The organism is Streptomyces sp. NPDC026538 (genome assembly GCF_055567535.1).
On record NZ_JBVHQG010000001.1, the window covers coordinates 168559 to 181704 of the forward strand.

Genomic DNA, 13146 nt, shown 5'->3' on the forward strand with positions numbered 1-13146 from the left:
TCATGCACAAGCGGCGCCCTACGATGGGGGACGTGCCAAAGCTGACCCCCGCCGATGCCGTAGCGGCCGTGCGCAACCCGCTCGCCTTCATCGCCGACCGCTGGACCCCGGATCCCCGGACGGTCCGGCGCGCGGCCCTCGCCGCCCTCGTGATGTCGGTGGTCATCGTGGTCACCGGCGGCGCGGTCCGGCTCACCGGCTCCGGCCTCGGCTGCCCGACCTGGCCCGAGTGCACCGGCGGCTCGCTGACCCCGACGACCGCGCTGAGCTACCACAGCGCCATCGAGTTCACGAACCGCATGCTGACCTACGTGCTGTGCGCGGCAGTCGGTTGGGCGATCATCGCCGCCCGTTCCGAGAAGCCGTACCGGCGCAGCCTGACCCGGCTGGGCTGGGCGCAGTTCTGGATCGTGATGGGCAACGCGATCCTCGGCGGCGTCGTGGTGCTCGTCGGCCTCAACCCGTACACCGTCGCCGCGCACTTCCTGCTGGCGACCGCCCTCATCACGGTCGCCGTCCTGATGTGGCAGCGCACCCGCGAGGGCGACGGCGAGCCGCGGCTCCTGGTCGGCAAGGCCGTGCAGCAGCTGGTGTGGGCCCTGGTGGTGGTGTCGCTGCTGCTCATCGCCGCGGGCACGGTGGTGACCGGCGCGGGCCCGCATCCGGGTGACTCCGGTGAGGTGGAACGCATCGACGTCAGCTGGTCGGGCGTCGCCGAGCTGCACGCGGTGTTCGCCTGGATCGTGGTGTCCCTGACCTTCGCGCTGTGGTTCTTCCTCAAGGGCGTGAACGCCCCCCAGGGCCCGCGCGACCGCACCCGTGACCTCTTCCTGATCCTGCTCGGCCAGGGCGTGATCGGTTACGTCCAGTACTTCACTCACCTGCCCACGGTCCTGGTGGGCCTCCACATGTTCGGCTCCTGCCTGGTGTGGATCGGCGTGTTGCGTGTTCTGCTGTCCCTGCGGGAACGCGCCGAGGTGACGGCCGAGGTGCCCGCTCAGTCGTACGACGCCGTGAGCGCGTCGATCGCCGGCCCCAAGTAGTCCCGGGTCAGCCGGGCCCGGCGCGCCGTCCACTCCCCGGTGGGCGGGGCGGGGTCGGCGTAACGGCGGCTGCGGATGTCCTCGACGACCTCGACGGGCGCCCCGAGACCGGGCAGCAGGTCCAGCGCCTCGCGTTTGGAGATCAGGCGGCCCTCGCGCGCGGTGACCGTGGCCCGGGCGAACGTGGTCATCCCGACGTGGACCCAGACGTCCCGCGTCCACAGCGGGGCCTTGCCGACCGCGGGCCGCCAGTAGTCCCGCAGTTCACGGACGACGAAGTCGCCGAGTTCCCGGTCCGTCACCGGCGGCAGCAGCCCGGCGGGCGCCTTCCCGTGCAGCACCCGCCCGAAGGCGTGCAGCTCACGCCGGGTCACCGGACTGACCGGCCGTTTGAAGAGCTGCTCATACGCCCAGGTCAGATGGCGCCGGGCGGGATCGGCCGCGGTCGACGGGGTCAGATAGGTGCAGTGCAGGACGGTGGCGAGCGGCAGCGCGCGCAGCCGGGCGTGTGCCACGCCGACCCGCCATACGACGGCCGGGGTCACCGGCCCCGGCAGCACCGCGATCAGGTCCAGGTCGCTGCGGCCCTCCTGGTAGTCACCGGCGGCGAGCGAGCCGTGCGCCCACACGGCGAGCGGGTCCAGTGCCGACAGTTCACCGACGAATCGGGTCAGTAACGTCTCGGTGTCCATGCGCCCAGTCTGTACAGGTCACCCCAGCCCGTACACGCGTTTCGCGTTCCCCGCCGCGATCAGCCCGGCCACGCGCTGCGCGTCGCCCAGCGACCAGGCGTCCTCCGCGACCCAGCCGCCGAGGACCCGGGCGAGGGACTCACGGAAGAGGCGGGCGCCGACGACATGCAGTTCGGGCAGGCCGTGGGCGCCGCTGGAGAAGAGGATCTTACCGAAGGGGGCCAGTTCCAGGATCTCGGCGAGGATCGTCGCGGCTCGTGCGCCGGTACGCACCAGGGCCGCGCCCGAGTCGGCGTACACGTGCGGGAAGACGCCGGCCAGGTGGGCGGCGTGGCGGTGGTACGGGTAGCCGTGCAGCAGGACCAGGTCGGTGCCCAGGCCCGCGGTGGCCCGGACGAAGTCGGTCAGCAGGACCGGGTCGGTGCGGTCGATCCGGGCGCCGGGCTCGCCGAGGCCCGCGTGCAGCTGGAGCGGGAGACCGGAGGCGACGGCGATCCACAGCAGGTGCCGCAGGAGAACCGGGTCGGTCAGCTCGCCGCCGACCCGGCGGCCGGCCAGCCAGCGGCCCGCGGCGCCTCTCACCTCACCGGGTCCGGGCGGCTCGGGGGCCAGGGCGAGGCCGTGCCGCAGTCCGGCGACGGAGGTGAAGGCGACCGCGTTCGCCGCCGCGCCGTGCACCGACTCGGCGAGGTTGGCGAGGAAGGACTCGACGGTGCCGGAGGTGTCGGCGACCTGTTCGGCCAGCAGCTCCAGGCGGACGATCTCCCGCGCCTCGGCGGCCCCGGTGGAGGCCATCTCGGCGGTGCCGGTGAGGTCGCCTGGGAGGCCGGTGTCGACGAGGTAGGTGGTGATGCCGCTGCCGCGCAGCAGCCGGCGGCCCGCCTCCAGGACGCCGAGTTCACGGCGCCGGGCCAGGTAGCGGGCGGGCGGACAGTGGGGTTCCAGGCCGAGGAGCGGGGGACACCAGCGCCGTACCGCGAAACCTGTCTGGGTGTCGAACAGGGTGGTGCCGGGGGCCGGGGGGCCTTCGGTGCGGGCGAGCTGGGCCTCGAAGGTGCCCAGGCCGAGCTCCGTACGCAGCACTCCGTGGCAGTACTGGTCCACCAGGGACGGCGTTTCGATCATCCGGGCTCCCCCGTGGACGGCTGCATACCGTCTTAACGGGTGAACCGGGATGGAGGTCGCGGTGCGCGGCCGTACTTCGGCTGCCGGCCGGTGGCGGCTGGCCGCGTCCACGCGGCGGAGCCGCGCATCGGTACAGCCCCGCGCCCCTGCCGGGGCGCGTTGTCTCAGCCGCCGATCTGAATGCCGGCCATGCGCTTCCACTCGTACGGGCCGGTCTGGACCTTCGCCGCGAACTCGCCGTCGAAGGACTCGTGGACGGTGATGCCCGCCTTCTCCACCGCCTGCCGGGCGATCTCGGTGCTCGGGGCCACCAGGTCGCCCCAGCCACCGTCCTCACCCACGAGGACGATCCGCGCGCCGCGTTCGCCGATGTGGGCCACCTGGCCCTCGGCGCCGCCGTGGGCCTTGGCGAAGGTGCTGATCTGCCTGGCGAGGCGCGCGACCTTGCGCTCGGCCTTCTGGTCAACCTGCTGCGTGTCTGCCATGAGCAGGATGCTACTCACGAGTAGATCGACTGGCGAGGGCAGGGCGGTGTGATGTGGGCCCGCGTGGGGGTCAGTGCAGGAAGGGGTCCACGGCCACCGCCACGAACAGCAGCGACACATAGGTGATGGACCAGTGGAACAGCCGCATCTCCTTGAGCTTCCCGCCCGTCACCTCGGCCTTCGCGCGGTTCTGGAGCGCGTGCGCCTCCCAGAGCCACCAGCCGCCCGCCACCAGGGCGACCAGCGTGTAGAACCAGCCCGTGTAGCCGAGGGGGGTGAGGAGCAGCGAGACCGCGACCATCACCCAGCTGTAGATGACGATCTGCTTGGCGACCACCTTGTTGGAGGCGACCACCGGCAGCATCGGCACGCCCACGCGCGCGTAGTCGTCCTTCACCTTCATGGACAGCGGCCAGTAGTGCGGCGGTGTCCAGAAGAACATGACGAGGAAGAGGATGACCGGCGCCCACGACATGGAGTCCTTGACGGCCGACCAGCCGATCAGCACCGGCAGACAGCCGGCGATGCCGCCCCACACGATGTTCTGCGAGGTACGGCGCTTGAGGATCATCGTGTAGACGACGACGTAGAAGAGCAGCGCTCCGAGTGACAGCCAGGCGCTCAGCCAGTTGACGGTGAAACCGAACAGCAGCGTGGAGCCGACCGCCAGGGTGATGCCGAAGGCGAGGCACTCGCGCGGGCTGACCATGCCGGTCACCAGCGGACGCTGCGCGGTGCGGTCCATCAGCGCGTCGATGTCCCGGTCGATGTACATGTTCAGCGCGTTGGCGCCGCCCGCCGAGAGGTAGCCGCCGACACAGGTGAGCAGCACCAGCGTCAGGTCGGGCACGCCCTGCTGCGCCAGGAACATCACCGGAACGGTGGTGATGAGCAACAGCTCGATGATCCGCGGCTTGGTCAGCGCCACGAAAGCTTTGACACGGGCCCCGAACGGCCGGTGACTCGGGCTCTCGCTCGCACCGAGTACCCCCGCTGGACGGGATTCGACGGCCGTCACGCACACCCCTGACAGAGACTCCCAGCGAGCCCGCCGTGTGAACTCACGGTGAAGGCTCGCGCGTACCACGCCACTTTAGACGTTGCCCATACCCCGACCTTCGCGGGGGTGGGGTCGTGTTGGGGGGCGTCTCGGAAGAGGGGGACGGGGGCTCGGTTGAGCAGTCAGATGAGCGGTTCCGTATTCATGTGCCGAATGCCTTCTCGGCCAGTCGGGAGGCGGATCCCCGCAAGGCCCGGCAGTCTGGAAACACTCGAAAAAACGCACGTCCTTACGGGGGTAGGCTCGACAGCGGCCGGTGGGCACCCAGTGCACCGGCAGCCGGTGCGGGCGTGTGCCCGTGGACCGGTAACCGAACATGTGGAGAGGAGCCCTGACCCAGGGTGAGCACCAAGCCGACCACCACAGACCTCGACTGGACCGAGTTGGACCAGCGGGCCGTCGACACCGCCCGCGTCCTGGCCGCCGACGCCGTACAGAAGGTCGGCAACGGCCATCCGGGTACGGCGATGAGCCTGGCGCCGGCCGCGTACACCCTCTTCCAGAAGGTGATGCGGCACGACCCGTCCGACCCCGACTGGGTGGGCCGCGACCGTTTCGTGCTGTCCGCCGGTCACTCGTCGCTGACCCTCTACACGCAGCTCTACCTGGCCGGCTTCGGCCTGGAGCTGGAAGACCTGGAGTCCTTCCGGACCTGGGGCTCGAAGACCCCGGGCCACCCGGAGTACGGCCACACCAAGGGCGTGGAGACCACCACGGGACCGCTCGGCCAGGGTGTCGCCAACGCCGTCGGCATGGCCATGGCCGCCCGCTACGAGCGCGGCCTGTTCGACCCGGACGCGCCGCAGGGCGAGTCCCCCTTCGACCACTTCATCTACTGCATCGCCGGTGACGGCTGCCTCCAGGAGGGCATCTCCGCCGAGGCGTCCTCGATGGCCGGCCACCAGAAGCTCGGCAACCTGGTCCTGCTGTGGGACGACAACCACATCTCGATCGAGGGCGACACCGAGACGGCCGTCTCCGAGGACACCGTCAAGCGCTTCGAGGCGTACGGCTGGCACGTCCAGCGCGTCGCCCCGAAGCCGGACGGCGACCTGGACCCGCACGCCATCTACAACGCGATCGAGGCCGCGAAGAAGGTGACGGACAAGCCGTCCTTCATCGCGATGCGCTCGATCATCGCCTGGCCCGCCCCGCACGCGCAGAACACCGAGGCCGCCCACGGCTCGGCGCTCGGCGAGGACGAGGTCGCGGCCACCAAGCGAGTCCTCGGCTTCGACCCGGAGAAGTCCTTCGACGTCGCCGAGGAGGTCCTCGCCCACACCCGCCAGGCCGGCGAGCGCGGTGCCGCCGCCAAGGCCGAGTGGGAGAAGTCGTTCCAGCTGTGGCGTGACAGCAACGCCGAGCGGGCCGCCGAGTTCGACCGCATCGCCGCGGCCGAGCTGCCCAAGGGCTGGGAGGAGAAGATCCCGGTCTTCGAGCCCGGCAAGGGCGTCGCCACCCGCGCGGCCTCGGGCAAGGTGCTCCAGGCGCTCGGTGCCGTGATCCCGGAGCTGTGGGGCGGTTCCGCCGACCTCGCCGGGTCGAACAACACGACCATCGACAAGGACAGCTCGTTCCTGCCGGCGGACAACCCGCTGCCGGGTGCGAACCCCTACGGCCGCACCATCCACTTCGGTATCCGCGAGCACTCCATGGCCGCGGAGATGAACGGCATCACCCTGCACGGCAACACCCGTGTCTACGGCGGTACGTTCCTCGTCTTCTCCGACTACATGCGCAACGCCGTGCGGCTGTCGGCGCTGATGCACCTGCCGGTGACGTACGTGTGGACGCACGATTCCATCGGTCTCGGCGAGGACGGCCCGACGCACCAGCCGGTCGAGCACCTCGCCTCGCTGCGCGCCATCCCCGGTCTGAACGTGGTCCGCCCGGCGGACGCCAACGAGACCGCGATCGCCTGGCGCGAGATCCTCAGGCGCTACACCAAGGTCTTCGGCAAGGGCGCTCCGCACGGCCTGGCGCTGACCCGCCAGGGCGTGCCGGTGTACGAGTCCAACGAGGACACGGTCAAGGGCGGTTACGTCCTCTTCGAGGCCTCGAACGGCACCCCCGAGGTCATCCTCATCGCCACCGGCTCCGAGGTGCACGTCGCCGTCGAGGCGCGCGAGCAGCTGGAGGCCGACGGCGTGCCCACCCGGGTCGTCTCCATGCCCTGCGTGGAGTGGTTCGAGGAGCAGGACCAGGGGTACCGGGACAGCGTGCTGCCGCCGTCCGTCCAGGCGCGGGTGTCGGTCGAGGCGGGTATCGGCCTCACCTGGCACAAGTACGTCGGGGACGCCGGCCGCATCGTTTCCCTGGAGCACTTCGGTGCTTCCGCCGACGGCAAGGTGCTCTTCCGCGAGTTCGGCTTCACTGCCGAGAACGTGGCCGCCAAGGCCCGGGAATCCATCGCCGCCGCCCAGCGCTGACGCTCACATACGACACGTAGGAGATGTAATTCCATGACAGACGCACTCAAGCGCCTCTCCGAAGAAGGCGTCGCGATCTGGCTGGACGACCTGTCGCGCAAGCGGATCACGTCCGGCAACCTCGCCGAGCTGATCGACCAGCAGCACGTCGTGGGCGTCACCACCAACCCGACGATCTTCCAGAAGGCGATCTCGCAGGGCGACGGCTACGACCAGCAGCTGTCGGACCTCGCCGCCCGCAAGGTCACCGTCGAAGAGGCCGTCCGCATGATCACCACGGCGGACGTCCGCGACGCCGCCGACATCCTGCGCCCGGTGTTCGACGCGACCGACGGCCAGGACGGCCGGGTGTCGATCGAGGTCGACCCGCGCCTGGCGCACAACACCAAGGCGACCGTCGCCGAGGCCAAGCAGCTGGCCTGGCTGGTGGACCGCCCCAACACGCTCATCAAGATCCCGGCCACCGAGGCGGGTCTGCCGGCGATCACCGAGGTCATCGGCCTCGGCATCAGCGTCAACGTCACGCTGATCTTCTCGCTGGAGCGTTACCGCAAGGTCATGGACGCGTACCTGACCGGCCTGGAGAAGGCCAAGGAGCGCGGCCTGGACCTCTCGCTCATCCGTTCGGTGGCGTCGTTCTTCGTGTCCCGTGTGGACACCGAGATCGACAAGCGCCTGAACGACCTGGGCACCGACGAGGCCAAGGCGCTGCGCGGCAAGGCCGCCGTCGCCAACGCCCGGCTCGCCTACCAGGCGTACGAGGAGGTCTTCTCGACCCCCCGCTGGAGCGCGCTGGAGAGCGCGGGCGCCAACAAGCAGCGTCCGCTGTGGGCGTCGACCGGTGTGAAGGACCCGGCGTACAAGGACACCATGTACGTCGACGACCTGGTCGCGCCGAACACGGTGAACACCATGCCGGAGGCCACCCTCTTCGCGGTCGAGGACCACGGCGACATCACCGGCGACACGATCACCGGCACCTACGAGCAGGCCCGCGCCGACCTCGACGCAGTCGAGCGGCTGGGCATCTCGTACGACGACGTGGTCCAGGTTCTGGAGGACGAGGGCGTCGAGAAGTTCGAGGCCTCCTGGAACGACCTGCTCAAGTCGACCCAGGCGGAGCTGGAGCGCCTGGCCCCCTCGGAGGGCTAAATTGTCGAGCAGCAACCCGCTGCGTGACCCCGCAGACCGACGGCTCCCGCGTATCGCGGGACCGTCCGGTCTGGTCATCTTCGGCGTCACGGGCGACCTCTCCCGCAAGAAGCTCATGCCCGCGGTCTACGACCTCGCCAACCGGGGTCTGCTGCCGCCGGGCTTCTCCCTGGTCGGCTTCGCCCGCCGCGAGTGGGCCAACGAGGACTTCGCCGCCGAGGTCCACGACGCCGTCAAGGAACACGCCCGCACCCCGTTCCGCGAGGAGGTCTGGCAGCAGCTCATCCAGGGGATGCGCTTCGTCCAGGGCACCTTCGACGACGACGACGCCTTCGAGCGGCTCCGCTCCACCATCGAGGAGCTGGACAAGGCGCAGGGCACCGGAGGCAACTTCGCCTTCTACCTGTCCGTCCCGCCGCGGTCCTTCCCGGTCGTCATCCAGCAGCTGAAGAAGCACGGCCTGGCGGACCAGAGCGGCGGCTCCTGGCGGCGCGCGGTCATCGAGAAGCCCTTCGGCCACGACCTGAAGTCGGCCGAGGCGCTCAACAAGGTCGTGCACGAGGTGTTCGAACCGGACCAGGTGTTCCGGATCGACCACTACCTCGGCAAGGAGACCGTCCAGAACATCCTGGCGCTCCGTTTCGCCAACACCATGTTCGAGCCGATCTGGAACCGGTCCTTCGTGGACCACGTGCAGATCACCATGGCCGAGGACATCGGTATCGGCGGCCGCGCCGGCTACTACGACGGCATCGGTGCCGCCCGTGACGTCATCCAGAACCACCTGCTCCAGCTGATGGCCCTGACCGCGATGGAGGAGCCCGCCTCCTTCGACGCGGACGCGCTGGCCGCCGAGAAGGAGAAGGTGCTCGGCGCCGTACGGCTGCCGGACGACCTGGGCAAGCACACCGTGCGCGGCCAGTACGCGGCCGGCTGGCAGGGCGGCGAGAAGGTCACCGGCTACCTCCAAGAGGACGGCATCGACGGCAAGTCGAAGACCGACACCTACGCCGCGATCAAGGTCGAGATCGACAACCGCCGCTGGGCGGGTGTCCCCTTCTACCTGCGCACCGGCAAGCGTCTGGGCCGCCGCGTCACTGAGATCGCGGTGGTCTTCCAGCGGGCCCCGCACTCCCCCTTCGACCACACGGCGACGGAGGAGCTGGGCCAGAACGCGATCGTCATCCGCGTCCAGCCCGACGAGGGCATCACGGTCCGCTTCGGCTCCAAGGTGCCCGGCACCTCGATGGAGATCCGGGACGTGTCGATGGACTTCGCCTACGGCGAGTCGTTCACCGAGTCCTCGCCGGAGGCTTACGAGCGGCTGATCCTGGACGTGCTGCTCGGCGACGCCAACCTCTTCCCGCGCACGGAGGAGGTCGAGCTGTCCTGGAAGATCCTCGACCCGATCGAGGACTACTGGGACCAGCACGGCAGGCCCGCCCAGTACCCGTCGGGCACCTGGGGTCCCGCCGAGGCCGACGAGATGCTCGCACGAGACGGACGGAGCTGGCGCCGGCCATGAAGATAGACCTCACGGACACCACGGCCGGCAAGGTCAACAAGGCGCTGGTACAGGGCCGCCGGGCCATCGGCACGCCCGCCGTGGGCATGGTGCTCACCCTCGTCATCGTCACCGACGAGGAGAACGCGTACGACGCCCTGAAGGCCGCCGGCGACGCCTCGCACGAGCACCCCTCGCGCACGCTGGTCGTCATCAAGCGTGTCTCCCGCTCCCCCCGCGACCGCACGGCGTCCCGCCTGGACGCCGAGGTCCGGGTGGGCGCGGACGCGGGCTCCGGCGAGACGGTGCTGCTGCGGCTGTACGGCGAGGTCGCCGACCACGCCGACTCGGTCGTGCTGCCGCTGCTGCTGCCGGACGCGCCGGTCGTCGTCTGGTGGCCGGTCAACGCCCCCCTCGATCCGGCGAAGGACCCGCTGGGCGCCCTCGCCCAGCGCCGGGTCACCGACACCTACTCCTCCGAGCAGCCGGTACGGGAGCTGTCCGCCCGCGCGGACGCCTACACCCCCGGCGACACGGACCTGTCCTGGACCCGGATCACGCCCTGGCGCTCGATGCTGGCGGCGGCCCTGGACCAGGTGGTCTGCGAGGTCAAGGCCGTCGAGGTGGAGGGCGAGGAGTTCAACCCGAGCTGTGAGCTGCTGGCGATGTGGCTTGCGGACCGGCTGGACGTCCCCGTCAAGCGCTCCCTCTCGTCGGGCCCCGGCCTGACGGCGGTCCGTCTCGACACCAGCCAGGGGGCGATCGCGCTCGACCGCGCGGACGGCTCCCTCGCCACCCTGTCCATCGACGGCCAGCCGGACCGGGCGGTGGCGCTGAAGCGGCGGGAGACGGCCGAGCTGATCGCGGAGGAACTGCGGCGGCTCGACCCGGACGACACCTACGCCTCGGCCCTGCGGTTCGGTGTGGAACGGCTGAACGCGTCGGCCTCGCCGGCCGCGGAACCGGAGGCTCCGGCCGCTCCGGCCGCCCAGGCCACTCCTGAGGCCCAGGCCCCCGAGCCGTCGGCCAAAGGAGAACCGGCCGCCGAAGCCGCTGCCCCGGAAGCTGCCGCGCCCGAAGCGGCGGCGAAGGAACCGCTGAAGAAGAGGGTGAAGGCACCATGAGCACCCCCCAGCTGGTCGTGCACCACGACAAGGAGCTGATGGCGCAGGCCGCCGCGGCCCGCCTGATCACGAAGATCGTGGACGCCCAGGCCTCCCGGGGCGAGGCGTCCGTGGTCCTCACGGGCGGCCGCAACGGCAACGGCCTGCTCGCGGCCCTCGCGGCGGCTCCGGCGCGGGACGCCATCGACTGGGGCCGGCTCGACCTGTGGTGGGGCGACGAACGCTTCCTGCCCGAGGGCGACCCGGAGCGCAATGACACCCAGGCCCGCGAGGCCCTGCTCGACCAGGTGCCGGTGGACCCTAAGCGCGTGCACGCCATGCCCGCGTCGGACGGTCCCTGGGGCGCGGACGTGGAGGCGGCCGCCGAGTCCTACGCCGCGGAACTGGCCCGCGCGGCCGGCCCGGAGAACCACGGCTCGGTGCCCACCTTCGACGTCCTGATGCTGGGCGTCGGCCCGGACACCCACGTGGCCTCGCTCTTCCCGGAGCTGCCCGCGGTCCGGGAGACGGAACGCACGGTGGTGGGCGTCCACGGCTCCCCGAAGCCGCCGCCGACCCGGGTCTCCCTCACCCTCCCCGCCATCCGCTCGGCCCGCGAGGTCTGGCTGCTGGCGGCGGGCGAGGACAAGGCCGAGGCCGTCGCCATCGCCCTCTCGGGCGCGGGCGAGATCCAGGCCCCGGCAGCGGGCGCCCGGGGCCGCCAGCGCACCCTGTGGCTCCTGGACGCGGCAGCAGCGGCTCAGCTGCCCCGCTCGCTGTACCCACCGGCTTCGCCGTGACGAAGCCCTGAAAAAACCAGTGGAGAGCCCGTACGGCCCGGTGGCCGTACGGGCTCTTCCATGACCGGGCCTAACGCCCGCGCAGCTCCCGGTACTTGGCCACCAGGGCCGTTGTCGACGGGTCCAGGCCGGGTACCTCCGCGCCCTCCGTCAGTGCCGGTTCCACGCGCTTGGCGAGGACCTTGCCGAGCTCCACGCCCCACTGGTCGAAGGAGTCGATGTTCCAGACGGCGCCCTGGGTGAACACCTTGTGCTCGTAGAGGGCGACGAGCTGGCCGAGGACCGACGGGGTCAGTTCGCGGGCGAGGATGGTGGTCGTCGGGCGGTTGCCCTTGAAGGTCTTGTGCGCGACGAGCTCCTCCGGCACACCCTCCGCGCGGACCTCCTCGGCCGTCTTGCCGAAGGCCAGCGCCTGCGTCTGGGCGAAGAAGTTCGCCATCAACAGGTCGTGCTGCGCCTTGAGTTCACCGCTCAGCTCGGCGACCGGCTCGGCGAAGCCGATGAAGTCCGCCGGGATCAGCTTCGTGCCCTGGTGGATCAACTGGTAGTAGGCGTGCTGCCCGTTGGTGCCGGGCGTGCCCCAGACGACCGGGCCGGTCGTCCACTCGACCTCCTTGCCGTCCCGCGCCACGTGCTTGCCGTTGGACTCCATGTCCAGCTGCTGGAGGTACGCCGTGAACCTCGACAGGTAGTGGCTGTACGGCAGGACCGCGTGCGACTGGGCGTCGTGGAAGTTGTCGTACCAGATGCCCAGCAGCCCCAGCAGGAGCGGGACGTTGGACTCGGCGGGGGCGGTGCGGAAGTGCTCGTCGACCAGGTGGAAGCCGTCGAGCATCTCGCGGAAGCGGTCCGGGCCGATCGCGATCATCAGCGAGAGGCCGATGGCCGAGTCGTAGGAGTAGCGGCCGCCGACCCAGTCCCAGAACTCGAACATGTTGGCCGTGTCGATGCCGAAGTCCGACACCTTCTCGGAGTTCGTGGAGAGGGCCACGAAGTGCTTGGCGACGGCGTCCTGACCGGCCTTCAGCTCGCCCAGCACCCAGTTCCGGGCGGAGGTGGCGTTGGTGATCGTCTCGATGGTGGTGAAGGTCTTCGAGGCGATGATGAACAGGGTCTCCGCCGCGTCCAGGTCACGGGTGGCCTCGTGCAGGTCGGCGCCGTCGACGTTGGACACGAAGCGGACCGTCAGATCGCGGTCGGTGAAGCTGCGCAGCACCTCGTAGGCCATCGCGGGACCGAGGTCGGAGCCGCCGATGCCGATGTTGACCACGTTCTTGATGCGCTTGCCGGTGTGGCCGGTCCAAGCGCCGGAGCGGACGCGGTCGGCGAAGCCGCTCATCTTGTCCAGGACCGCGTGCACCTGCGGTACGACGTTCTCGCCGTCGACCTCGATCACCGCGTCCCGCGGGGCACGCAGCGCCGTGTGCAGCACCGCGCGGTTCTCGGTGACGTTGATCTTCTCGCCGCGGAACATGGCGTCCCGCAGGCCGAAGACGTCGGTGGCGGCGGCCAGCTCCCGCAGCAGCCGCAGCGTCTCGTCGTTGACCAGGTGCTTCGAGTAGTCGATGTGGAGGTCACCGACCTGGAGGGTGTAGCCCGTGCCGCGCGCCGGGTCGGCCGCGAACAGGTCCCGCAGATGGGTGTCGGCGAGCTCCTCCCGGTGCTTGGCGAGCGCGGTCCACTCGGGCGTCTGGTTGAGCCTGGTACGGCCGTCTGCGTTCATGTGCGACTTCAGCCTTCTTCCTTGCACCTG

General features: G+C 70.4%; 11 protein-coding genes. 6 read left to right on the forward strand and 5 right to left on the reverse strand.

Translation table 11 applies throughout. The features are described 5' to 3' along the window. The first annotated feature begins 23 nt into the window (after positions 1–23). Entirely contained in the window at positions 24–1043 is a 1020-nt protein-coding gene (locus ACZ4N4_RS00820) for a COX15/CtaA family protein (RefSeq protein ID WP_467582971.1), read from the forward strand. Here the strand turns inward: ACZ4N4_RS00820 and ACZ4N4_RS00825 are convergent. The 4 genes from ACZ4N4_RS00825 to ACZ4N4_RS00840 form a co-directional block, all read right to left on the reverse strand. Beyond that, positions 998–1735, reverse strand: coding sequence for a nucleotidyltransferase domain-containing protein (locus tag ACZ4N4_RS00825; RefSeq protein ID WP_467582974.1), 738 nt, complete (start codon positions 1733–1735; stop codon positions 998–1000). The two genes, ACZ4N4_RS00820 and ACZ4N4_RS00825, sit on opposite strands and share 46 nt — an antisense overlap. Before the next feature lie 18 nt (positions 1736–1753). Next, on the reverse strand, positions 1754–2860 hold the full coding sequence (locus tag ACZ4N4_RS00830; protein WP_453574031.1) for an amidohydrolase family protein: 1107 nt from the start codon (positions 2858–2860) through the stop codon (positions 1754–1756). 164 nt (positions 2861–3024) lie between these two features. Then, positions 3025–3345 (reverse strand): hypothetical protein, encoded by a 321-nt coding sequence (locus tag ACZ4N4_RS00835; protein ID WP_453574033.1) that lies wholly within the window; start codon positions 3343–3345, stop codon positions 3025–3027. A gap of 70 nt (positions 3346–3415) precedes the next feature. Further along, complete coding sequence (locus ACZ4N4_RS00840) at positions 3416–4369, reverse strand: heme o synthase (RefSeq protein ID WP_453574035.1); 954 nt, start codon at positions 4367–4369, stop codon at positions 3416–3418. 377 nt (positions 4370–4746) lie between these two features. Between ACZ4N4_RS00840 and tkt the strand changes: the two genes are divergently transcribed. The 5 genes from tkt to pgl are packed head-to-tail and all read left to right on the forward strand — an operon-like array spanning position 4747 to position 11393. Further along, entirely contained in the window at positions 4747–6834 is a 2088-nt protein-coding gene (gene tkt / locus ACZ4N4_RS00845; RefSeq protein WP_467582977.1) for a transketolase, read from the forward strand. Positions 6835–6867: 33 nt separating this feature from the next. Then, entirely contained in the window at positions 6868–7986 is a 1119-nt protein-coding gene (gene tal / locus ACZ4N4_RS00850) for a transaldolase (protein ID WP_467582980.1), read from the forward strand. A 1-nt stretch (position 7987) separates the two neighbouring features. Continuing rightward, a complete protein-coding gene (zwf, locus tag ACZ4N4_RS00855; RefSeq protein ID WP_450762895.1) occupies positions 7988–9511 on the forward strand; it encodes a glucose-6-phosphate dehydrogenase in 1524 nt (507 codons plus the stop codon). Then, positions 9508–10614 carry a glucose-6-phosphate dehydrogenase assembly protein OpcA gene (gene opcA / locus ACZ4N4_RS00860; protein ID WP_450762893.1) on the forward strand — a complete coding sequence of 369 codons (1107 nt, stop codon included), beginning with the start codon at positions 9508–9510 and terminating at the stop codon, positions 10612–10614. The genes zwf and opcA overlap by 4 nt, the downstream gene beginning before the upstream one ends. Further along, positions 10611–11393 (forward strand): 6-phosphogluconolactonase, encoded by a 783-nt coding sequence (pgl, locus tag ACZ4N4_RS00865; RefSeq protein ID WP_362568056.1) that lies wholly within the window; start codon positions 10611–10613, stop codon positions 11391–11393. The genes opcA and pgl overlap by 4 nt, the downstream gene beginning before the upstream one ends. Before the next feature lie 70 nt (positions 11394–11463). Here pgl and pgi read toward each other — a convergent pair whose 3' ends face one another. Further along, the gene (gene pgi, locus ACZ4N4_RS00870; RefSeq protein ID WP_453574042.1) at positions 11464–13116 is read right to left on the reverse strand and encodes a glucose-6-phosphate isomerase; all 1653 of its coding nucleotides are present in this window, start codon (positions 13114–13116) and stop codon (positions 11464–11466) included. Positions 13117–13146: the final 30 nt, after the last annotated feature.